The sequence below is a fragment of the Pseudomonas asgharzadehiana genome, from assembly GCF_019139815.1.
Classification (GTDB): Bacteria; Pseudomonadota; Gammaproteobacteria; order Pseudomonadales; family Pseudomonadaceae; genus Aquipseudomonas; species Aquipseudomonas asgharzadehiana.
Genome location: NZ_CP077079.1, coordinates 2,302,558 through 2,321,966, shown reverse-complemented (window position 1 = coordinate 2,321,966; position 19,409 = coordinate 2,302,558). Strand labels below are relative to the sequence as shown.

Sequence of the window (19,409 nt, the reverse complement as noted above, 5' to 3'; positions counted from 1 at the left end):
TTCATTCCTTCAAAAAGTGAGGCGCGAAAGCCGCGCTTTGTTACTGCAATGGGCCGGTTGTGCAGCGATTTTTCCTATGTCGACGGTACGACTGATCTATGCATTGGACCGGAGTAGTCAATTGGCCCGCCGCTGAGTTCTTCGATGACCTGCCTTTTAGCGTCCATCCAGTCCTGCATTACTCCAATTCGGTCGTTAATCAGAGAATGATTCTTTGCAGCTGCAACCGTAAGGAATGCAATCGCCTGACCTACCTCCACACATGCCAACAATGCGTGATTTACCTGCCAACTATTACTGCCGTACACACCAGTAAGCTCAAACCCATGGAGGCCTTCGCCGGCGGGGCCGGAATCCTCAAGATGATCAATTACTGACTTCCGGTTCGGATGTGCTCCGAAGTCAATCGCGGCCTCGTAGTGCGCCATAACATATTCAGCCATTGGCGGGGATATTGCCTTCAATTCGTCGGCGGCTTTCTGTGCCGTGAACGTTCGGCGGCATGCTTTCAGCGAAGCCTCGGATAAATGTCGATCAGACCAAATATCGGCTTTGATCTCGTCCCGCGCCAACAGCGCATAGCAGGCGGACTCAAGGGCTGCCCGAGCGATAGGGAAGGTAGATACGACGTGCCCTGATAGCGCCTGTCGAACAGCACTTAGCAACGTCACATAGGCGTTCATTACGAGCAATCCCACAGTGGCGTTCGCTTCGTACTCTTGGCCAAATATCTCTTTTTGAAATATTTCGTCCATTTGTTCAACCATAAACATCAACTGGGGATGCTTGTCTGAGTGTTCAGTCGCTACTTTCAGTGTTGCACTCAGGTAGTCGCTGAGCGAGCCTGCGTTAAATTTCATGACGGTTTTCCGTGACTTTAAATCGTTAAGCGATGCGTGTGATTTTTTTAGTTAGCGCACCTGGTGCTGTCCAGGTTTTAATCTCACTTGGTTCGCCGTTATCAATGCTGGTGATTAAATAGAGGATGTCTCCTAATGCATCGTCTACATTCAACCGCCCTTCACTGACCGCGGTAAGGGCCTCCTTCAAAGCAGATTCCATGCTCTCTAGCGTTTCGTCGTCAAGCGCTGACTCGCGAACATTGTCCATATCGACTTCTCTGGGCTGAGCGCGATCATCGTGCTCCTCTACGTCCTCGGCCCAGCGCATAGCTGGGCTTGGGTGGACCTGGTGCGACTCTCCCATCACTTACTGAGGCTATCGACCTCGGCACTCAACTCTGCAACGCGTCTGCGCAGTGATTCACCTCTTTCTTCGTGCCTGCGATCCTGGGCTCCACTCCCATCTTCACGGCGAGAGTCATATTCTTCCCACTGATCCAGCTCCTGGATGGCGCGTTCCAGCTCTGCTTTTTTATCCTCTAGCGTACTGCTCATCATCGTGATCCTTGGCTAAGTGAGCGCCGACCCGGTGCTGCTTTACTGACTTAGCCCGCACAAGGCGGGCTGGTGGCTGCAGCGGACTTTCAAAGGTGGTTGCCATGCACCGAGCGCGTATAGCCGAGAGCCACATTGAACAATTCAGACTGGCTCGGATTCAAATAGCAGCTGCGCAGATCAATAGTGACTCTCAAGCCATCACCATCACGCTCGGCATCAATGCCACGCGTCCGACACAAGGCGATAGATTGATCTGCCAACTTATCGGTAATGCGTTGGCGACCAGGGTTACTAGTCCTCAAATCAAAGTAAAAAGTGCTTCTCATCGACCCGGCATCGCTGGAGAGGCGGTTTATAGTGGTTTCGATACAATTGTCGATGTCACGCATGGTTATAGACATTTCAAGGTCTCTTGGACATTTTGGAAGCTTCCATATTGAACCTTTAACTCTCCACAATCAATATCTTATTTTAAAAATAAGAATCAAATAAGAGCGTTTATTTTTTCACACCATTGCGGCGTCTACACTGGCATAACCTGCGAGCCCTTGAAATTGGGCGGGTAGCGACCATTGCTACGTTCAAAGCGCGACCTCAAACGCCCGGCGAATCGTTTCCTGGCACACGCTTAGATAAGGCTTGCTATGGTCAAGGCAGGCATGGCCAAGAATGGTCTGCACCGTTTCAACGTCACCAGTTGCCGCCAATACCTTTGCCGCCAGGGAGCGCCTGCCGCTGTGCGACGACCCCTGCTTGATACCTGCCTGCCGGTAGAGCCTGGTGATGGTCTGTTGCAGCGCATCACAAGCCCGGTACACCTCCGGCCCACTGTCCAGCTCCCGATGCTTGAATGCCAGTTCAAAAGCCTGCCCCTTGTGCGTCATGACCAGCTTTGAACCTGGGGGCAGACCTCGATACTCATCGGCACCTGAAAGCCCCCAGCAGCGCCGGGTACGCACATCAAACCAAGCATCAAGCGCAGCAAGGCATCTGGTATGGGTCAGGTACACGTTACGCGGTCGGCAGCCCTTAGTGATGTCTGCGCGCAAATACACCTCGGGCTTGATAGCTCCGCTCGGGTACAGCACGTCGGCCACCTCCAGCAATGCCAGCTCGGTGACGCGGATACCGGTCGTGTGAGTAAGCCAAAGCAACATCACATCGCGCTCTGGTAGTCGACCAGTCACGGATGCAACGCGAACAAGGTGTTTGAATTGTCCAGGGCGAAGCGAGGTGGCACGGCGGGGAGTCATACGGGCTCTCTGTCAGGATTGCGCGGGAATCGCGATGAATCTGTAGAGAGTGGTCAGCGGACCTCCTGAATAGCTTACAGGCACGCCCGCTGTAATGTTCACGGAAAATGGGGGGGACGATATCGTCATCAACGAAGCTCATCGAGAGTGGAAGTTCCTTAGAGCCTCAACCACTCTCTCCACCCAAGATCGAAGGACCACATTAGCTGCAACGTAAACATCCCCAGTCCTTTCCCAGAAAAAGCGATTCATTAGACCTCAGGTTTCTTACGGAATAATTCGACCTTTGACTTGATTCTGCTCCCAGCTCCATATGGGAGAGCATCATGCCGACTACCGTCTTTCGCTGCTTACTACTCTCGCTGGCTATCGTTCACGGCAGCAGCTATGCCGCCTCGGCTCATGAGCAGGATCAACTCAGCCTTATCCAGCGGCAACTCGACACCATCGAACGCCTTACGACACGAGCTGAGGCAACCAGCACGGCTGAACCAGTCGAGCGCTATCGTTTCGACTATCGCCGTCTGTCTAAGGACATCCAACGTATTCGCCAGGGGGTGCAGGGCTATATGTCCCCCTCTCGCGCTCAACCCCGCGATGCTACTGAATTGGTCGGCGATTACGATCTGGACGCACTACCCGCGGAGCCGTCGCCATGAGCATGACTGACGCTCAGATCGCTTCCTTCCAAAATGCCTCCGGCTTCTCGACGCAGAGCAGTTCGACGCTGTGGATCTCCCTAGCCCTGGTCCTGGCTTTGCTTTGGTGTGCCTGGGTGATGTGGACGGCTTACCGGGGTTGGGCCGCTGGCAGTGTGCGCTTTGGAGCCTTCGGCGGTAGTGCTGCGCGCGCACTTCTCACCTTGCTGGTTCTGATGTTCTTCACCCTTTCCTAAACCAGGAGATCGCCGTCATGCTCAAGTGTCTTATTCCCCTGAAAAACAATCTGCGTGATCGTGTGAGCCAACGCTTGATCGGCCTGCTGCTGGTGCTCGGTCCGAGCCTGGCTTTTGCCGAGCTTCCCACCATGGAGGCTCCTTCACGTGGTGAGGGTTCCGGGTTGATCGAGACGATCAAAAACTACGCCTACGACGGCGGCATCCTGCTCGGTCTACTGATCGCATTGCTCGCTTTTCTTGGTGTGGCCTGGCATTCCCTGACCGTCTATGCCGACGTGCAAAACCAGCGCAAGACCTGGAAAGACCTCGGCGCCGTAGTCGGCATCGGAGCCCTGCTGGTGGTGATCATCATCTGGTTCCTGACGAAGGCTGCCGCAATTCTGTGAGGTCGACATGAACGACACTATCGAACGCCTTGCCGATGGCACCTTGGTTTTTCTGCCCGAGCGACTCAATCGTGATCCCGCCGTGTTGCGCGGTTTGACCAATGATGAAATGTGGGTAGCGCTCGGCACCGGCGCCGTCATTGGCCTGCTGCTGGGCGTTCCTCTAGCGATCGCCACCGCCTCTATTGCCGTGGCGCCGACCAGCATGATCGCAAGCATGGTGCTGGTGCTATTTGTCGGGGGCACGCTACTGCGTCGAGCCAAACGGGCCCGGCCAGAGACCTGGTTGTACCGCAAGCTCGAATGGATACTCGCTAGCCGTTGGCGCCTGGGTCGCGGAAGTCTGATCCTTCACTCCGGCGCCTGGACGGTTCGCCGGGCGCGTCGACTGCGCCCTGCTCTGTCCCGGTGGCAACCATGAGTCGTTTTCGGAACAAGGTGGATGCCCAACAGGCCCATATCTTCAGCCTGCGTATGGCGGTAGCGATCCTCGCCCTGGTCTGCGCCGGGCTCTGGTATGGCTGGCGCTCGGCACCGACCGATCTGACCGTGCATGTACCGCCGGATCTGCGCTCCGGCAGTACCCGCAAGTGGTGGGATATTCCTTCAGAGAATGTGTATGCCTTTGCCCTGTACATCTTTGGCCAACTCAACCGCTGGCCTTCCGACGGCGAGCAGGACTACCGCCGCGCCATCTATGGCTTGCAGCCCTATCTGACCCCCGCGTGCAAGGCCTTCCTCGACGGCGACTACGAGTACCGCAAGGCCGCCGGCGAACTGCGCCAGCGGGTGCGTGGCGTCTACGAAATTTTGGGCCGAGGCTATAGCGAAGATCCGGAACTCAGGGTCAAGCAACTCGACCGCGACAGCTGGCTGGTCAAACTCGACCTCAACGCCGATGAGTATTACGCCGCCGAACCGGTGAAACGGGTGGTGGTGCGTTATCCATTGCGTGTGGTGCGTTTTGATCTGGACCCCGAACGCAATAAGTGGGGGCTGGCACTGGATTGTTATCAGGGCACTCCGCAAAAAATCTCGCTGCCTGGAGGTGAGCCATGAAGCGGATGTCTACCCTGGGACTCACCGTCGTACTGATGTTATGGGGAGCTGCTTCGCAGGCCGTCGAATTGATGCACTGGGAACGCCTCCCCCTCGCGGTCTCACTGGTGATCAATCAGGAGCGGGTGGTCTTTATCGATGAGGCTGTTCGCGTCGGCGTGCCCTCAACCCTGACAGGCAAACTGCGTGTGCAATCAACTGGCGGCACGCTGTACCTGCGAGCGTCGGAAGCCATTGCACCGACCCGACTGCAGCTGCAATCGGTCACGACTGGCGAGATCATCCTCCTAGATATCGCGGCCACGCCTGGTGATCAACCGCTGGAGCCCGTACGTATTCTCAAGAATGCTCAGGGGCAAACTACCGAGGCTGAATCTAGCACTGTCCCTGTTCCAGAACGCACGCCGATCCCGGTCGCTTTGACGCGCTATGCCGCACAGAGCCTGTACGCGCCGCTGCGCACCGTAGAATCCCTACCCGGCGTACGCCGCGTACCGCTCAAGCTGCGCACCGAATTGCCGACCCTGCTGCCGACCGAAAATGTGTCCAGCACACCCATCGCCGCCTGGCGACTCGGTGACTACTGGGTCACGGCGGTGAAGTTGCGCAACCGTGGTTCAGAGACGGTGCAACTCGATCCGCGTCGGCTGCAAGCCAAGCTGTTCGCTGCGGCCTTCCAGCATGCTTTCCTCGGGCCTGTCGGCAGCGCTGAAGACACCACGATTGCCTACCTTGTCACCCGCGGTGCGGGCCTCGGACACGCCGTGCTGCTCCCGCCCGTTGCGCGGGGTGCTAACGATGAAAGCTAACGCCTTGCTCAAATGGCTGGTACCGGCTGCGCTGCTGGGCGTGGTGCTGATCATCCTGAAAACCTGGGTCGCGGGTGGCAGCACGCCCTCCCCAGAGCACCCAGTTGATCAGGGCAACCTTCAGTTATCGGCCGAGCAAGCCAAGTCGCTCGGTATTGCTGGTGATACCCCTCGCGATACAGTCGCCACCCTGGTCGGCCAGGTGAAGGCCATGCGCAGCGACTTGCTCGGTTTGAAGAAACACAACGATTCGCTGCAGACGGAGAACAACCGCCTTCGCGAGCGGGAAAGCAGCGTCGATTCGCGTATCCAGACGGCGCTTGGCAGCGTGACCCAGCAGGTCGACGAAGGCCGTCGCCAAGCCAACGAGGCCCGACTCAAAGCGGAACAAGACAGTCGCCAGGCTCGTGGTCTGCTGACGCAACTGCAGGAACAGCTGTCGGGGCTGACCGGCAAAGGCAAGGATATGCCGATTGGATTGGGGCTTGAGCCGGGCGACGGGGCGCAGTTCGAAGGGCAGCACTCAGCCAATGATGCGCTGCAGTGGACTGAGCCCTCGGATGCTCCGTCCACCGACGCCCGAGGCAAAACTAAGACCGCGTCCGCTCTGAGTCTGCCTACTGCCTTCAGCTCATTGGAGGGTTTGAAGGACAATGCCATCGACCGCAGCCAGAAGCAGTTACGCGAGGTCACCAAGGGTGAGCGTGACCTGACGCGATCCGCTGATCGTACCGAAGGCGCGAAGCCGGTCTACACCATTCCCGAAAACGCCACGCTGATGGGCTCCGTCGCGATGACTGCGCTGATCGGCCGAGTCCCGGTGGATGGCACCGTGAATGATCCCTACCCCTTTAAGGTGCTGGTCGGTCCGGAGAACCTGACAGCCAACGGCATCGATCTGCCGGACGTCGCAGGGGCCGTGATGAGTGGTACAGCCTCCGGCGACTGGACCCTGTCGTGCGTACGCGGACAGGTCGAGTCAATTACCTTTGTGTTTACCGACGGCAGTATTCGCACGGTGCCTCAGCCGAAGGCAGTCGCCAGCCGCAATGCCTCCACCGCCCAGAGCTCGAACACAGACAAGATTCGTGGCGGACTCGGTTATCTGTCCGATCCGTATGGCATTCCTTGCATTGCCGGTGAGCGCCGCTCAAACGCTCAGCAGTACCTCGGCAGCCAAAGTCTGATCACGGCAGCTGGCGCCGGTGTCGCCTCCTTGCTCGGGGATGGGCAGAACAACAGCAGCGTGATCAGTTCGGGCGGCAGTACGCTCGGAATCACCAGCAGCAGTGGTAATAGCGCGCTGAATTCAATTCTCAGTGGCGGGGTCAGCGACATCCGTGAGTGGATCAACAAACTCTACGGCGAAGCCTTTGCTGCCGTATACGTGCCGCCGGCCGCCCAAGTCGCGCTGCACCTCGACCATGAGATCACCATCGACTACGAGCCCAAGGGCCGGAGCGTTCGCCATGAAAAAGACCATGCCTCTTTGCCTGACCTGGATTAGCCTGTTCTGCTGGGGCCTGGCGGGGTGTTCCACCGACAAGGAGACGCTTCTGCCCCATGGCGAGCAAACCATGCTGGACATCTGGAATGGCGCCGGTTCGCAAGGCACTCAGCAGCAACTGTTAGATGCTCGGCAGCAGCTGCGCCGCCCGCTGGCTCAGGCAGATGTCTCCGCAGCTCTACAGCAACCGTACACGCGCACAGCGGGGAACGAGATCCGCAACCTGTTCCCTCGCCTGCCCAATCCCGATCTGGTGCTGTATGTGTATCCGCACGTGAGTGGTACCGAGCAGGCACCGATTCCCGGTTACTCAACCGTCTTTCCGTTCTACCAACGGGTGCAATACGCACTGCCTGGTGAACGACAGGAAGACTTGTAGTGCGTACCGGCGATTCGCGGAACTGTGCTCCTGCGTGGAAAGCCTGGCGCAACCCATTGCGCCCTCGCGCCACGCTGGCCGATGACGCCGCACTCTATGCACACAATCCCAGCTTCACCGATCACCTGCCTTGGGTCGAATACCTCGACACCGAGCAGTGTTTTCTGCTCGATGACAATCGTTCGGTGGGTGCGGTGTTCGAGTTGCTGCCCATCGGCACTGAAGGACGCGAACCCGATTGGTTGATGGCGGCCCGCGATGCCCTTGAGGATGCCCTGCAGGATAGCTTTGACGAGCTGGATCAAGCGCCGTGGGTGGCGCAGTTTTTCTGCCAGGACGATAACGATTTCACCCCCTACCTGACGCGGCTCACCGATTATATTCAAGACAGCGCGCGAGGCACGGTCTTCACCGAAACGTTTTTGGAACTCAGTCGTCGTCATCTGCAGGCCATCGCCAAGCCGGGAGGTCTGTTCGAGGACAAGGCCGTCACGCGCCTACCCTGGCGCGGCAATAACCGCCGGGTGCGCCTGGTGGTCTATCGCTGGCTTGAGTCTGGCGCTGACGAGACGGGACTCACCCCTGTGCAATTCCTGCAGCAGGCTTGCGAACGTATTGCGGCTTCGTTGCAGGCGTGCGGCGTGCAATCGGCGCGAGTCGATGGCCACGGTCTGTATGCTTGGTTATTGCCCTGGTTCAATCCGGCACCCAGGCTCACCGATGAAGCACCCGAGGGCTTTTACCAACGTGTTGCCTATCCGGAGCCTGCTGATGGCGAGTCGCTGGAATTACCCTTCGATCACGACTTCGCCGAACGGCTGTTTTTCAACGAACCGCGTTCGGATGTGCAACAGGGACTTTGGTACTTCGATGGGCAACCCCATCGGGTCATCGTGGTGGACAAACTGCGACGCGCACCATCGATTGGGCAACTCACCGGAGAAACCCGTAAGGGTGATGCAACCAATGCCCTATTCGACCAGTTACCCGAAGGCACGGTGATGAGTCTGACCTTGGTGGTCAAGCCGCAGGATGTGCTCGAAGACCAGTTAAACCGATTGGCGCGCAAAGCCATCGGTGAAAACCTGGCCTCGACCCAGACCCGTCAGGATGTCGAAGAGGCTCGCTCGATCATCGGCCGTCAGCACAAGCTGTACCGGGGCACCCTGGCATTTTACGTGCGCGGTCACGATGAACAGCAATTGCACCAGCGATCGGTCAGCCTGGCCAACGCGCTGTTGGGCGCGGGGCTGCAACCGGTACGTGAAGGCGATGAGGTAGCCGCCTGCAACAGCTATCTGCGCTGGTTGCCTATGGCCTATAACCCGGCCCGCGACATGCGCAACTGGTACACACGCCTGATGTTCGCCCAGCACCTGGCGAACCTGGTTCCGGTGTGGGGTCGCAGCACCGGCACCGGCCACCCGGGCATCACCCTGTTCAACCGCGGTGGCTCGCCATTGAGCTTCGACCCATTGTCACGCCTGGACCGGGCCATGAACGGTCATCTGCTCTTGTTCGGTCCGACCGGCGCCGGCAAGTCGGCCACTCTGGTTACCTTACTGATGCAGGTCATGGCGGTGTACCGTCCTCGCCTGTTTATCGTCGAAGCCGGCAACTCGTTCGGTTTACAAGGTGACTACTTCGCAACGCAAGGCCTGTCGGTCAACAAGGTCCAATTGAAACCTGGCGCCTCGGTCAGCCTCGCGCCTTTCGCTGATGCTTACCGTCTAGTCGAGCAGCCAGATCAGGTGGCGAGTCTTTCCATTGATGAGTGGGACGATGAGACGGCAACCAGCCGAGAAGACCAGCGCGATGTTCTTGGCGAATTGGAGATCACCGCCCGGCTGATGATCACTGGCGGTGAGGCCAAGGAAGAGGCGCGCCTGAGCCGGGCCGATCGCAGCCTGATCCGTGAGTGCATTCTGGATGCGGCGCAGGCGTGTGTCGCGGCGGGTCGCCAGGTACTGACACGCGACCTGCGTGACGCCTTGCTGCGCGTCGCCGCTGACCCGCATTTGCCAGAGAAGCGTCGTGAACGTGCCCAGGAAATGGGCGAGTCCATGGACCTGTTTTGCCAGGGTTTCGAGGGTGAACTGTTCGATCGCGAGGGCACACCTTGGCCCGAAAGCGATGTGACCATCGTCGACCTGGCCACCTATGCTCGTGAGGGTTACGAAGCACAGATGTCCATCAGCTATATCAGCCTGATGAACGCCGTGAACAACCTTGCCGAACGCGACCAGTACCTGGGACGGCCGATCATCATGGTCACCGACGAGGGTCATATCATCACCAAAAACCCGCTGTTGGCGCCGTTCGTGGTCAAGGGCACGAAGATGTGGCGCAAGCTCGGCGCCTGGTTCTGGCTGGCCACACAAAATCTTGCCGACTTTCCCACGGCTGCACAGACGATGCTCAACATGATCGAATGGTGGATCTGTTTGAACATGCCGCCAGCGGAGATTGAGGAAATCGCCCGCTTCAAGAAGCTCACCCCGGCACAGAAAGCTTTGTTGCTCTCCGCCAGTAAGGAGCCCGGGAAATACACTGAGGGGGTCGTGCTGTCGAAAAAACTCGAAACGCTGTTTCGAGCCGTACCACCCAGCCTCTATCTCGCCTTGGCCATGACGGAGCCCGAGGAAAAAGCCGAGCGCTGGACACTGATGCAGAGCACCGTCTGCTCGGAACTGGAGGCGGCTTACCGGGTAGCTGAACGGATCGATAGGATGCGAGGAATTAAGTGAAACGGAGCTGATCCTAGGTTTCGATCAACTCGGCAGCAAATCCTTGAACACCTTCTCCACGTAGGCTTGCATGAACCAGTCAGGGATCTCATCAGCCCTGAATTCAAGGTCAGTCCCGTCTGTTACTTCAGCGAGCAGCACCAGATCAGCGCCGGAGTTATCAAAGATATAAGCCCGGTTCGAGGCTGCGATGGCTGCTGGCAATAGGTTCAGGCAACGACCGTAGCGCTGCACAATTTTTTCCGTGGGGACTGGGTGCCCACCTGCCGCGACACGGTTCTTGACCCTGTTGATATTGATGTCAGGATCTTCAGTGGCGACAAAGTAGAGGTAGGTTCGATATCCCGACGCTTTTGCCTTAAGCATAAAAGCGACTTTGTCCTCGCTAGACATCACCGTTTCGAAGGTGAAAGACAACTGGGCTTCAAGGAGCTTGTGCCGCATGAAATCAGAGAGCACGGAAGCAAAATAGGAATTCATCGCGACGGACTGGAAATTCAGGCCGTTATTGCTGAAGTCTATATTGGATGCCTCTTCAACGAGCTGGGTCGACCGAATCAGTCGGTGCGCCTTGATAAAGCCGAGAACCTCGTCGCCTTCGACTTCCAGTTGAAAATCGCTGAATTCCAGGCGTCCGCCCTCTTTGGCAGCCTTTTCGATTTCATCCGGGTTGATGTAGATCCCGATCAGGTGGGAAGGGACGGCACTTTTCATTGTGCTTTTACCGGAACCATTAGGGCCGGCAAACACCCTCAGCCGAGGGACGGTCATGAGCAGCGGTGCACCTTGATAATCCCGCCCAAGGTCACTTTATGCTTGGGCTTGGCCACTCGAATAACCTTGTGCTTACCGTCGGCAGTCGTCTCAACGAGCTGGCCGTCCATGACTTCCATCACGCTGCGTCCGGCCGCCAGCGCGTTGATATAGGCCGTATTGATCGCACCTTCAGCCATGGCTGGGATTTTACCCTCCAGTCGGCTCACCAGATCGTCACTCAACACTTGGTCGGCTTTCATACCGCGCTCCACGTTCTCAGAGCGTGCAGAATCTGCACTTATCAGAATCCTAGCTATGTAAATCTGTTTATCACAGACCAACGCCATTTCTGTCAGATCTCCATTCTAGAGGAATGGAGCCTGGAACCATACCTTCCAACAGATTTTCGTGCCGTAAGCCCATATCACCAGGACCGGGAGCCGTATGGTTACGATGACACGCTCCGAAGCCTTTGCTGAATTCTCAATAAAAAACCGGCTTCGAAGGCATCCTGGCAGTCTCCTGCAGGACAGGTCTTCCGTGCCTGCGCCAGTTCCCACCACAGCGGTACGTCACCGGGTGTATTAAGCCAGGCCTGGGCGCATTGCACGCCACGTTCGATCATAGGCGCAAATTCGCTGCCCCACGGTGTCAAAAGGCTCGGGCAGCCGTCCGCCGCCGGAATTGAAACGTAATTTTCGTCCATAGACACCTTAGCTTTCGATTATTTATTAATGCTCGGTCTGTTCTAAGCAGCATAGAAACAAAATTGACACTCGGCTTAAGCATCAAAAAAGCCCGAATCAGAGCCAATGTAGACTATATCCCGTGGATTGAGAGTCCCTCAAGGCGCAGTTTGCGCGCATGACTCAAGACTACGAACAGCTTCGTCTGCAACTGGCGGAAAACATCCGCTCGATGCGGCGTGTGAAGAACCTTACCCAGGAGCAATTGGCGCTCATGGCCGAGGTGGATCGTACCTATGTGAGTCAAATCGAACGAGGGGTAGGCAACCCGTCGTTATTGGTCCTCTGCAAGCTCGCCAATATTTTCGAGATCAAAACGGACCAACTGCTCATTGAGTCTGACGCGCTTGCTCGTACGCTGAACGCTGAATGACCCTCTGCCGATAAACCGACGATCCTACGTTCGGCTTTCTCACTGACACCCCTCTCTCGATTATCGAACCTGTCCAGGCCATACACCCAGAGCCAGGATCATGTCTGCTGCCTGCCCGCACATTCCGTCCCAGAAGTTGCATCCTTTGGTGCTGAGCATTCTGCTGGCATCCGGGCCAAGCGTAGCGTTGGATACCGGCAGCATTGCCGCCTCCGTGCTCACGCCGGACTGTCTCGAATACAAGGTCGTCGGCATCTGCTTTTGGTTGCTCTGCACCCCCTTCGGCTGCACTGTGAAAACCTCAACCAAGGTTCGTCACTTCATTCCTGAGCTGGTGGTCTCGAGCTATGCCACCACTGGTGCCAATCCTTGGACCGAGATGGCCGCGCTCTCCTCTCCCACCAGCGGTGCGGAAGGTGGCGGAAACCTGATCACGCCAAACACGCAACGCGACAACCTGCCTCGTTTCAAAAACGTTGACGGTATCGGCCATCCCGGTGGTTGGGCCGCCACACAACTTGCCTCGCAATCCGGCTATGCCTGCGCCAGCGGTGCCACTGCGTTCATGCCCTACTACCTGAGCACTTTGGACTCACTGGCCTGGCGTCATGGCATCCCGGAAAGCCTTTATCCCGAGTCGCTCTTACCGGGAGTCCGTGAGATCGGTCGTCAGCTCGCGGGGAATATGTGGGGCAACGTCTATCCCCGGCAAGGATTTCTGGTACAACCCGACGACTTCAAAGCCGCTGCAGTGATGGCGCAGCGGGCGGGCGATGTCATTACCCGCAACTGGCAACCGCACGTGTATGTCCCACTCATACCCGTACCACGCGACGGTTATTGGCCGCCTGGCCCAATCGTTGAAAACGATGCTTCGACCCATAAATGGCAATTGCTCTCCCCCCTGGTTCAACCCACATGTGCCATCTTCCCCAGCGATCCGGTGCAGAGCGCGGATGGCGGCTACGCCTGGTCGCTCTGGCGTCCTTATAGCTGCTGCAAGCGTGAGGGACAGACCTTCTTGTTCAGCATCGACTTCGAAGGTGGTGCTTCATGAGTAGGCATATTGCAAAACCCTGGTTGGGCCCGATGGGTTTGTTGCTCTGCGGACTGCTCGCCTTGGCCACGCATGCCGACGCCGCCGAGGACGATTACCGTCTAGGCACTCAAGGTGAAGTGCTCGACGACAGGGTGATGTACACCATAGGTGGTGGCTCGGCAGCGGGCTCGCCGAGCTCACTCTATCGCCCCAACGGTCTCGGAGTCGGCGGATCCTGGCAGGCGAACATGATGTGCGGAAACATGAGCCTCACCAACACCTTGCAAAACCAGTTGAACGGCGTCACCGAAGGGTTCCAGCAGATCATGGGCAGCATTGTGCAGAACGCGACCCAAGCGGTGATGTCGCTGCCTGCGTTGATCATCCAGCGCGCCAACCCCGGGCTTTATGAGTTGTTGAGTAACGGGGTGATGCAAGGGCGCATCGACTTCGACCGTTCCAAACTGACCTGCCAGGCCATGGCCGAGAAGATGGCTGACAAGGTCGGCCAAGCCGGCTGGGGCGCATTGGCCAAGAACCAGGAGATGCAGGGCAACCTCGAACAAACCGGCGGTGATGCGGTGGCCGCGGTGAAAAACACCGAGGCCCGTAACGGCAATAATGGGGTGTCATGGGTCGGCGGGCAGAAGGCTGGAGGTAGCGGACAAACACCCATCCGGGCAACCTCCGATGTGGTGCGCGCGGGCTACAACCTGCTACATAACCGGTCCGTGGATGACAGCGCCTCGATCAGTAGCAGTGATTGCCTGGGCGGCGCTATTTGCCAGGCATGGACCTCACCCCAAGAGGAATCCGAATGGGCTGTTCGAGTGTTGGGCGAGACCGAAGTCGCGACCTGCGACACCTGCGAGACTCTACGGGCTACCGCTGGCAGCGGACTGACGCCGCTAATACAGGAGGCCTACAGTGAACACCTCAAGACCCTGCAAGGATTACTGTCCGGTTCTCTTCCGCCTAGCCCTGACAATCTGAGCAAAGCCTCCAGCCCGATGCTGCCGGTGACCCGGGGGGTGATCGAAGCCCTGCGCGACGATCCTGATCAGGAAATCCTGGCGCGGCGCCTGGCCAGTGAGACGGCTCTATCCAGCGTGCTCGACAAAGCGCTCCTGCTATTGCGCACGCTGCTGGCAGGCAGCCACGAACCTAACATCGCTTCCGCCGAACCGGCCCAAATGGCCTTGACGAAAAACATCGACACACTGGAGCGCGAGATACGCCTGCTACAAACCGAGTTGCAGGTCCGGCAGATGCTCACAACCAATACCGCCAGCCTCGTGCTCGATCGACATGCCGGAGGTGCCGATGCGTCGCGCACCGTCGAGCAAGGCGACCCCGAACCTGGCCGACTCAACGACGCTGACGCCAGGCGCAAGTGAGCCATGAAACGCTCACTGCTATTCACTTTGCTTTCAAGTCTAGGGATCGCCGCAGGGATGATCCTGACCGCCGCACTGATCGCCTGGATCGGCCGCACTGCGCTGGGCAGTTTCGAGGTCTGGCAGCAAGCCTTGGAATCGATACGGCCTTACCTGCGGTGGTGGCGAGCCTTGCTCTACGGCGTCCTATTAGCACTCTGGTGGGACCTGCTGAGGCGCTATCGACATCGACCTCAGGACCGACTGCGCGTGAAGCGCGCCGGGACATTAGGGCTCTTGCTCTTTACCTGCGTCGAGCTCACTCGGTTGTGAGGTCACTACCATGCTCATGAGCACCAACAGCTACCTGGAGTTTTACCTCTCGCTGCTGGCCTGGATCATCAACAACGGTATCTGGAACGTCCTGTCCGATACTGGCCTGTTCGCCGCCCCCTTTGGTGCAATCATCTTGCAAGAATGGTTGTCGGCCCGTCAGCAAGGCGCGGATGAAGGCAACAAAGGATTGCTCTCGGTACCTCGAATCGAGAACCGGCTTTGGCTGGCCTACATTGTCGTATTGTTCGGCTGCGCGCCGGTCTTTCCGCTAAACCTCGCTTCAATGGCGTTCGACGATGCAGCGAGCCAACGCTGCGGTGTCAGCGTGGCCAAGCCAGCGGAAACCGCCTGGGGTACCACTTTCAACACCATCGGAGAACGCTCTGCCAACGTGCCAATCTGGTGGTTTCTGGTGCACGCCTTGAGTAAAGGAGTGACCGCAGCGGCCACCGCCTCCATTCCCTGCGCACCGGACATCCGACAGATGCGCATGGAGATCGACAGTTCTCGCATTGATAACCAAGTGTTGCTACAGGAAGTCGCCGATTTTACTCGCGACTGCTACGGCTATTCCCGCTCTCGGCTGTTCACCAATCGTCCGCAGCTGGACAAGGCACAAAGTCGTGATGCGTCCTGGATCGGCTCAAGCTATTTTCTCGACACTCCGGGCTACTACGACACTGATCGCTCACGGACACCGCGAGTCAGTTGGCCCTATGATGAAACCCGCGATGTTTCCTTGCCACGACTAGAGAATGGGGCGGGCTACCCCACTTGCAAACAGTGGTGGAATGACAGCAGTGTCGGGTTGCGAGAGCGCTTGATCGAGCAAGTCGATCCTTCGCTGCTGACTCAGCTGAAAGGCTGGTTGACTGGCCGCTCAAGCAACGAAATCGAGGATGCCACCCTGCGCGAACTGGTCAGCCCGCGCCAACAATCGATGTCCATGTCGCCCGGACAGGTGTACCAGGACTATGGCTCCAGTGCTCGCGGTGGGTCGATCAATCAGGGGCTCAACAACCTGGCCACCAACACTGGGCTGGCTCTCGGCTCCTTCAGCAATTTCCCGGCGATGAACGCGCTACGCGCCGCTCTGCCGATGGTGCAGGCTTTCCTGATCATGGGCGTCATAATCAGCTTGCCGCTGATCCTGCTGGTCAGTACCTACCAGCTAAAGACCGTCATGACGGTGACGTTCGCGCTGTTCACGCTGCACATGCTGACCTTCTGGTGGGAGCTGGCCCGTTGGGTCGACTCCAGCATGCTCGATACCTTGTACAACCAGGTGTCGGCGTCCAATCAGGTGCTGTTATCCCTACCCACATCCGGCTTTATGGACGGAACCGTCACGGCGCAGGTGATTGAGTATGCGATGGGGGCGATGTTCATCGTACTGCCGATGTTGTTCCTTGGAGCCATGAGCTGGACGGGATATGCAGTAGGAAATGGGATTCAAGGCATGTTGGCCAATGGCAGCAAAGCCGCAAGTGATTCAGCAAGCAAAGGTACGGATCAAATAATCGGGGCTGCTAAGCGCTCAGTTAGATGACTTGCTATCGCCGATGTAGTGCCCGTTGTCATCGAAGTCACCGATGTAGAGGTCGGCACCGAGATAATCTGGTCCTGTTTCCGCCTCTTTAAGATCCCCATCAATGGCAGCCTTGGACACCAGAAGTCCAATCACAGCAATCATCGTTACCACAGAAGCGACCAACCAGAAACCGATAAAGAGCAGCCCAAGAATGAGTGCCAGCTTCGTAACCAGAAAGCCTCCACGAACCAATAGCCCCCCCGCGGGCATACCTGTCGCCACCGCACGTTTAGCCACACGAGATTCAAATCCTTTCAACCTGCGATAAACACGTTTTACCGACATACCGCATGCATATGCCCAGCGGTGTGCGCGGGAGATTTGAAGTGGCTGCTGAGCCGGCATGATTGCGCCCTCTTCTGAGCGTATTCCTGTGAAAATCGAGATTACAGCCTACTACTGAAAACCGCCCATGCTTAACCGTTTATCAGCTTGTTCGGTCGAAAAATCTTCACTGGAAGACAGAAGACGCACCTCGTACAACAGTGCCTTTAAGGCCGTTGACCCATCCATATCATCCAGCTACATAGAGGGTACGGATCGCTGTTATCGACAGCACCTTCCCAGGTAGCCAGAGCCTTCAAAGCTACGTCACTCCGGTGATGGTTCCGCCCAAGTGCGATTAGCGTTCGGTGGCTCGCACGATCACGTTTCACGGGTGATGAACGCCTACTGCTCTCCCGAGCGTCTTTCGAGCTCGGCTCGTCCCAAACCCTCTTGCTTTTCTTCAACCCACTGCGGGGAAATTCTTTCCCCTATGGGACAGGTTTCTTCGCGCTATCAACGGAGGCACACCATGTCCGACTCACTCACAAGCAAAGCACTGAACACTCTGCGCTTGCCCGTTGTGTTCACTCCAGACGCGTGGCAACACGCAGTATTGCTCGATGGTTCAAGTCATCCTGAAAAGCTGCAGCTCGATAGGCTGAGCAACGTCGTACGCGCAGCCTTCAAAGCTCACCTGGCCGATCCAAACACACCCTACGTGGTGTTCGAGGTAGCCAAGTTCGGCTCAGCGAGTGATGCAGATCATGAGCCATTACTGCGACTGAGCCTCAGCCTGCTTCAGGCATCAGACCAACCTAACGCCTTGCTGATAGCGCTTGCGGAAGAGCAACAACGCTAAACGCAAACGGCCATACCCGGCCGCCGATTCACACTCAAACGGTGCGCGGTATTGCGCCATTCCAACCAACACCCACCGGGGAACCCTCCCCGACGGGAAAGGCGTTCCTCCGTTTTCTCCGAGGAAAATGCCATGCGTAATATCTATCAAGACGTGACTGACAAAATTGTTGCCGCGTTAGACCAAGGCGTAGCGCCCTGGATCAAGCCCTGGTCCTCAAGTGGCTCAACTGACGTCGGTCATCACCAACCCTATCCCATCAACGCCGTCACGCAGCGTCCCTATTCGGGCATCAATTTACCGTTGCTCTGGGCCGAGGCTAGGTTGCAGGGGTTCACTCAAGATCGCTGGCTGACCTTCAATCAAGCCAAAAAAGCCGGCGGGCATATTCGTAAGGGTGAGCACAGCACCCTGGCAGTGCTCTACAAGCCGATGGAGCGCGAGGAACAGACCGAGTCAGGTCAACCCGTACTCGATGAAAACGGTCAGCCCAAGGTCGCTCACTTTGGCATTCTCAAGACGCATTTTCTGTTCAACATCGAGCAAACGGAAGGGCTCGAAACGCTCAACGAAACCGTGCTCGAGACAGAACCGAGCGATCCCTTCTTCCCCAACGGCGCTGCGGAAAATCTGTTGTTACGTTCGGGCGCAATCATCATTCATCGATCTGCCGACGAAGCCTTTTACCACCCGATCAGGGATCTCATCCAACTGCCGACAAAGTCGCAATTCCACGATCAAGGTGGATACTACGCCACTGCACTTCACGAGCTGACGCATTGGACCGGACACCACTCTCGATTGCAGCGCGAAGGCGTGACCTCTCCTGGTCCATTTGGCTCGCCAGGCTATGCATTTGAAGAGTTGATCGCCGAAATGGGCGCCGCTTTTTTATGTGCCTACGCCGGTATACGGGGAGAGCTTCGGCACGAGGGCTATATCGACTCCTGGCTCGGCCTGCTCAAGGCTGACAACCGCGCGATTTTCCGCGCCAGTGGCCAGGCCCGATGCGCTTCGGAGTATGTGCTCAACCTGGAGCAGCAACGGAAGCAGACGGGAATGGATGACTCGCGATGCATGAACGATGGAGCTTGATCGTTACCTCACTGCTGCAAGCGCTTCACAGGGTCCAACACGAGTTGGACCCTTTTTCTATACCCAGGAAATTCCCCACACTGCGGAGCTCTGACGCAAAGAACATGAGGTAATCCCGTAACCGCAGTACGCCGTTACGTATCCAGATTCTCAGCCAGGTAATCCACCAGCTCGAGTGGACTTCGGCTGTCGATCACCTTGTAGATCAGATCGCGTTTGCTGCGCGGCAACTTCTTGACCACGCTCTTCGCCGAGGCCCTGACGGCTTCGTCTGTTCCATGGATACGTGCCGCGAGCAGCAGTATGAGCGTGGCGTCAGTGAGGTTCATGGCAAGACTCAATAAAATTCGCACCGCAGTGTACCGACACTTTCCTTTTTCGTACCAGCATGCGCGTCCTATAAAACGGCACCAGGACAAATCAATATTCCGATTGCCGCACAAAGGGACACACGGCAAAAGGACGGGTAAGGGTTGGAAGGGAATGGGGGAGTCAAGGGTAAGAGCCCTATCCGAAAAGGCTAAAAGGTCACT

General features: G+C 57.4%; 26 protein-coding genes. 17 read left to right on the top strand and 9 right to left on the bottom strand.

The genetic code is table 11. The annotated features are described in order from the left end of the window. Positions 1-74: 74 nt before the first annotated feature. From KSS96_RS10825 to KSS96_RS10815, 3 genes are all read right to left on the bottom strand, one after another. Positions 75-860: a hypothetical protein gene (locus KSS96_RS10825; RefSeq protein WP_217856138.1), complete on the bottom strand. Its 786-nt coding sequence runs from the start codon at positions 858-860 to the stop codon at positions 75-77. A gap of 25 nt (positions 861-885) precedes the next feature. Further along, positions 886-1,110, bottom strand: a complete 225-nt coding sequence (locus KSS96_RS10820; RefSeq protein ID WP_217856136.1) for a hypothetical protein — start codon at positions 1,108-1,110, stop codon at positions 886-888. Between the two features lie 95 nt (positions 1,111-1,205). Next, positions 1,206-1,397, bottom strand: coding sequence for a hypothetical protein (locus KSS96_RS10815; protein ID WP_217856135.1), 192 nt, complete (start codon positions 1,395-1,397; stop codon positions 1,206-1,208). A gap of 104 nt (positions 1,398-1,501) precedes the next feature. Between KSS96_RS10815 and KSS96_RS10810 the strand changes: the two genes are divergently transcribed. After that, a complete protein-coding gene (locus tag KSS96_RS10810) occupies positions 1,502-1,840 on the top strand; it encodes a hypothetical protein (RefSeq protein WP_217856133.1) in 339 nt (112 codons plus the stop codon). A gap of 141 nt (positions 1,841-1,981) precedes the next feature. On the opposite strand, the gene KSS96_RS10805 is transcribed toward KSS96_RS10810, so the two are convergent. After that, positions 1,982-2,653: a tyrosine-type recombinase/integrase gene (locus tag KSS96_RS10805; protein ID WP_217856131.1), complete on the bottom strand. Its 672-nt coding sequence runs from the start codon at positions 2,651-2,653 to the stop codon at positions 1,982-1,984. Between the two features lie 326 nt (positions 2,654-2,979). Between KSS96_RS10805 and KSS96_RS10800 the strand changes: the two genes are divergently transcribed. From KSS96_RS10800 to KSS96_RS10760, 9 genes are read left to right on the top strand one after another with little or no spacing between them, the layout of a single operon-like run. Then, positions 2,980-3,312 carry an integrative conjugative element protein, RAQPRD family gene (locus KSS96_RS10800; protein ID WP_217856129.1) on the top strand — a complete coding sequence of 111 codons (333 nt, stop codon included), beginning with the start codon at positions 2,980-2,982 and terminating at the stop codon, positions 3,310-3,312. Next, positions 3,309-3,548, top strand: a complete 240-nt coding sequence (locus KSS96_RS10795; protein WP_217856127.1) for a TIGR03758 family integrating conjugative element protein — start codon at positions 3,309-3,311, stop codon at positions 3,546-3,548. Before KSS96_RS10800 ends, KSS96_RS10795 begins: the two co-directional genes overlap by 4 nt. A gap of 17 nt (positions 3,549-3,565) precedes the next feature. After that, positions 3,566-3,937: a TIGR03745 family integrating conjugative element membrane protein gene (locus KSS96_RS10790; RefSeq protein ID WP_217856125.1), complete on the top strand. Its 372-nt coding sequence runs from the start codon at positions 3,566-3,568 to the stop codon at positions 3,935-3,937. 7 nt (positions 3,938-3,944) lie between these two features. Further along, the gene (locus KSS96_RS10785) at positions 3,945-4,358 is read left to right on the top strand and encodes a TIGR03750 family conjugal transfer protein (protein WP_217856123.1); all 414 of its coding nucleotides are present in this window, start codon (positions 3,945-3,947) and stop codon (positions 4,356-4,358) included. Beyond that, positions 4,355-4,996 carry a PFL_4703 family integrating conjugative element protein gene (locus KSS96_RS10780; RefSeq protein WP_217856121.1) on the top strand — a complete coding sequence of 214 codons (642 nt, stop codon included), beginning with the start codon at positions 4,355-4,357 and terminating at the stop codon, positions 4,994-4,996. Before KSS96_RS10785 ends, KSS96_RS10780 begins: the two co-directional genes overlap by 4 nt. Then, positions 4,993-5,805: a TIGR03749 family integrating conjugative element protein gene (locus tag KSS96_RS10775; RefSeq protein WP_217856119.1), complete on the top strand. Its 813-nt coding sequence runs from the start codon at positions 4,993-4,995 to the stop codon at positions 5,803-5,805. The genes KSS96_RS10780 and KSS96_RS10775 overlap by 4 nt, the downstream gene beginning before the upstream one ends. Further along, positions 5,795-7,312, top strand: coding sequence for a TIGR03752 family integrating conjugative element protein (locus KSS96_RS10770; protein ID WP_217856117.1), 1,518 nt, complete (start codon positions 5,795-5,797; stop codon positions 7,310-7,312). The genes KSS96_RS10775 and KSS96_RS10770 overlap by 11 nt, the downstream gene beginning before the upstream one ends. Continuing rightward, on the top strand, positions 7,275-7,691 hold the full coding sequence (locus tag KSS96_RS10765; protein ID WP_217856115.1) for a TIGR03751 family conjugal transfer lipoprotein: 417 nt from the start codon (positions 7,275-7,277) through the stop codon (positions 7,689-7,691). Before KSS96_RS10770 ends, KSS96_RS10765 begins: the two co-directional genes overlap by 38 nt. Then, complete coding sequence (locus tag KSS96_RS10760) at positions 7,691-10,438, top strand: conjugative transfer ATPase (RefSeq protein WP_217856113.1); 2,748 nt, start codon at positions 7,691-7,693, stop codon at positions 10,436-10,438. The genes KSS96_RS10765 and KSS96_RS10760 overlap by 1 nt, the downstream gene beginning before the upstream one ends. 24 nt (positions 10,439-10,462) lie before the next feature. On the opposite strand, the gene KSS96_RS10755 is transcribed toward KSS96_RS10760, so the two are convergent. The 3 genes from KSS96_RS10755 to KSS96_RS10745 all read right to left on the bottom strand — a co-directional run bounded on the left by KSS96_RS10755 (position 10,463) and on the right by KSS96_RS10745 (position 11,900). Next, the gene (locus KSS96_RS10755) at positions 10,463-11,209 is read right to left on the bottom strand and encodes an ATPase (protein WP_217856111.1); all 747 of its coding nucleotides are present in this window, start codon (positions 11,207-11,209) and stop codon (positions 10,463-10,465) included. Continuing rightward, positions 11,206-11,454 (bottom strand): hypothetical protein, encoded by a 249-nt coding sequence (locus KSS96_RS10750; RefSeq protein WP_058545077.1) that lies wholly within the window; start codon positions 11,452-11,454, stop codon positions 11,206-11,208. The genes KSS96_RS10755 and KSS96_RS10750 overlap by 4 nt, the downstream gene beginning before the upstream one ends. Before the next feature lie 188 nt (positions 11,455-11,642). Next, positions 11,643-11,900: a LasR-specific antiactivator QslA gene (locus KSS96_RS10745; protein WP_217856109.1), complete on the bottom strand. Its 258-nt coding sequence runs from the start codon at positions 11,898-11,900 to the stop codon at positions 11,643-11,645. Positions 11,901-12,058: 158 nt separating this feature from the next. Here KSS96_RS10745 and KSS96_RS10740 point away from each other — a divergent pair, with 158 nt between their 5' ends. The 5 genes from KSS96_RS10740 to KSS96_RS10720 all read left to right on the top strand — a co-directional run bounded on the left by KSS96_RS10740 (position 12,059) and on the right by KSS96_RS10720 (position 16,613). After that, positions 12,059-12,313, top strand: coding sequence for a helix-turn-helix domain-containing protein (locus KSS96_RS10740; protein WP_005787013.1), 255 nt, complete (start codon positions 12,059-12,061; stop codon positions 12,311-12,313). A gap of 100 nt (positions 12,314-12,413) precedes the next feature. Continuing rightward, positions 12,414-13,370 (top strand): TIGR03756 family integrating conjugative element protein, encoded by a 957-nt coding sequence (locus tag KSS96_RS10735; RefSeq protein WP_217856107.1) that lies wholly within the window; start codon positions 12,414-12,416, stop codon positions 13,368-13,370. Further along, on the top strand, positions 13,367-14,749 hold the full coding sequence (locus tag KSS96_RS10730) for an integrating conjugative element protein (RefSeq protein ID WP_217856106.1): 1,383 nt from the start codon (positions 13,367-13,369) through the stop codon (positions 14,747-14,749). Before KSS96_RS10735 ends, KSS96_RS10730 begins: the two co-directional genes overlap by 4 nt. A gap of 3 nt (positions 14,750-14,752) precedes the next feature. Beyond that, positions 14,753-15,061: a hypothetical protein gene (locus KSS96_RS10725; protein ID WP_217856104.1), complete on the top strand. Its 309-nt coding sequence runs from the start codon at positions 14,753-14,755 to the stop codon at positions 15,059-15,061. A 10-nt stretch (positions 15,062-15,071) separates the two neighbouring features. Beyond that, entirely contained in the window at positions 15,072-16,613 is a 1,542-nt protein-coding gene (locus tag KSS96_RS10720) for a conjugal transfer protein TraG N-terminal domain-containing protein (RefSeq protein WP_217856101.1), read from the top strand. On the opposite strand, the gene KSS96_RS10715 is transcribed toward KSS96_RS10720, so the two are convergent. Further along, complete coding sequence (locus KSS96_RS10715) at positions 16,602-17,000, bottom strand: DUF3742 family protein (protein ID WP_217856097.1); 399 nt, start codon at positions 16,998-17,000, stop codon at positions 16,602-16,604. The genes KSS96_RS10720 and KSS96_RS10715 overlap by 12 nt on opposite strands. 451 nt (positions 17,001-17,451) lie before the next feature. Between KSS96_RS10715 and KSS96_RS10710 the strand changes: the two genes are divergently transcribed. Both KSS96_RS10710 and KSS96_RS10705 read left to right on the top strand, forming a co-directional pair. Further along, the gene (locus KSS96_RS10710; protein ID WP_065942165.1) at positions 17,452-17,781 is read left to right on the top strand and encodes a hypothetical protein; all 330 of its coding nucleotides are present in this window, start codon (positions 17,452-17,454) and stop codon (positions 17,779-17,781) included. 132 nt (positions 17,782-17,913) lie between these two features. After that, positions 17,914-18,876, top strand: a complete 963-nt coding sequence (locus KSS96_RS10705) for an ArdC family protein (protein WP_217856095.1) — start codon at positions 17,914-17,916, stop codon at positions 18,874-18,876. A gap of 134 nt (positions 18,877-19,010) precedes the next feature. Here the strand turns inward: KSS96_RS10705 and KSS96_RS10700 are convergent, their stop codons facing one another. Then, positions 19,011-19,205, bottom strand: a complete 195-nt coding sequence (locus tag KSS96_RS10700) for a DUF7740 domain-containing protein (RefSeq protein ID WP_027912535.1) — start codon at positions 19,203-19,205, stop codon at positions 19,011-19,013. Between the last annotated feature and the right edge of the window lie 204 nt (positions 19,206-19,409).

Excerpts from the sequence above, each read along its gene's own strand:
- KSS96_RS10825 (WP_217856138.1), bottom strand. The coding sequence starts at position 860 with ATGAAATTTAACGCAGGCTCGCTCAGCGACTACCTGAGTGCAACACTG.
- KSS96_RS10820 (WP_217856136.1), bottom strand. The coding sequence starts at position 1,110 with ATGGACAATGTTCGCGAGTCAGCGCTTGACGACGAAACGCTAGAGAGC.
- KSS96_RS10815 (WP_217856135.1), bottom strand. The coding sequence starts at position 1,397 with ATGAGCAGTACGCTAGAGGATAAAAAAGCAGAGCTGGAACGCGCCATC.
- KSS96_RS10810 (WP_217856133.1), top strand. The coding sequence starts at position 1,502 with ATGCACCGAGCGCGTATAGCCGAGAGCCACATTGAACAATTCAGACTG.
- KSS96_RS10805 (WP_217856131.1), bottom strand. The coding sequence starts at position 2,653 with ATGACTCCCCGCCGTGCCACCTCGCTTCGCCCTGGACAATTCAAACAC.
- KSS96_RS10800 (WP_217856129.1), top strand. The coding sequence starts at position 2,980 with ATGCCGACTACCGTCTTTCGCTGCTTACTACTCTCGCTGGCTATCGTT.
- KSS96_RS10795 (WP_217856127.1), top strand. The coding sequence starts at position 3,309 with ATGAGCATGACTGACGCTCAGATCGCTTCCTTCCAAAATGCCTCCGGC.
- KSS96_RS10790 (WP_217856125.1), top strand. The coding sequence starts at position 3,566 with ATGCTCAAGTGTCTTATTCCCCTGAAAAACAATCTGCGTGATCGTGTG.
- KSS96_RS10785 (WP_217856123.1), top strand. The coding sequence starts at position 3,945 with ATGAACGACACTATCGAACGCCTTGCCGATGGCACCTTGGTTTTTCTG.
- KSS96_RS10780 (WP_217856121.1), top strand. The coding sequence starts at position 4,355 with ATGAGTCGTTTTCGGAACAAGGTGGATGCCCAACAGGCCCATATCTTC.
- KSS96_RS10775 (WP_217856119.1), top strand. The coding sequence starts at position 4,993 with ATGAAGCGGATGTCTACCCTGGGACTCACCGTCGTACTGATGTTATGG.
- KSS96_RS10770 (WP_217856117.1), top strand. The coding sequence starts at position 5,795 with ATGAAAGCTAACGCCTTGCTCAAATGGCTGGTACCGGCTGCGCTGCTG.
- KSS96_RS10765 (WP_217856115.1), top strand. The coding sequence starts at position 7,275 with ATGAAAAAGACCATGCCTCTTTGCCTGACCTGGATTAGCCTGTTCTGC.
- KSS96_RS10755 (WP_217856111.1), bottom strand. The coding sequence starts at position 11,209 with ATGACCGTCCCTCGGCTGAGGGTGTTTGCCGGCCCTAATGGTTCCGGT.
- KSS96_RS10750 (WP_058545077.1), bottom strand. The coding sequence starts at position 11,454 with ATGAAAGCCGACCAAGTGTTGAGTGACGATCTGGTGAGCCGACTGGAG.
- KSS96_RS10745 (WP_217856109.1), bottom strand. The coding sequence starts at position 11,900 with ATGGACGAAAATTACGTTTCAATTCCGGCGGCGGACGGCTGCCCGAGC.
- KSS96_RS10740 (WP_005787013.1), top strand. The coding sequence starts at position 12,059 with ATGACTCAAGACTACGAACAGCTTCGTCTGCAACTGGCGGAAAACATC.
- KSS96_RS10735 (WP_217856107.1), top strand. The coding sequence starts at position 12,414 with ATGTCTGCTGCCTGCCCGCACATTCCGTCCCAGAAGTTGCATCCTTTG.
- KSS96_RS10730 (WP_217856106.1), top strand. The coding sequence starts at position 13,367 with ATGAGTAGGCATATTGCAAAACCCTGGTTGGGCCCGATGGGTTTGTTG.
- KSS96_RS10725 (WP_217856104.1), top strand. The coding sequence starts at position 14,753 with ATGAAACGCTCACTGCTATTCACTTTGCTTTCAAGTCTAGGGATCGCC.
- KSS96_RS10720 (WP_217856101.1), top strand. The coding sequence starts at position 15,072 with ATGCTCATGAGCACCAACAGCTACCTGGAGTTTTACCTCTCGCTGCTG.
- KSS96_RS10715 (WP_217856097.1), bottom strand. The coding sequence starts at position 17,000 with ATGCCGGCTCAGCAGCCACTTCAAATCTCCCGCGCACACCGCTGGGCA.
- KSS96_RS10710 (WP_065942165.1), top strand. The coding sequence starts at position 17,452 with ATGTCCGACTCACTCACAAGCAAAGCACTGAACACTCTGCGCTTGCCC.
- KSS96_RS10705 (WP_217856095.1), top strand. The coding sequence starts at position 17,914 with ATGCGTAATATCTATCAAGACGTGACTGACAAAATTGTTGCCGCGTTA.
- KSS96_RS10700 (WP_027912535.1), bottom strand. The coding sequence starts at position 19,205 with ATGAACCTCACTGACGCCACGCTCATACTGCTGCTCGCGGCACGTATC.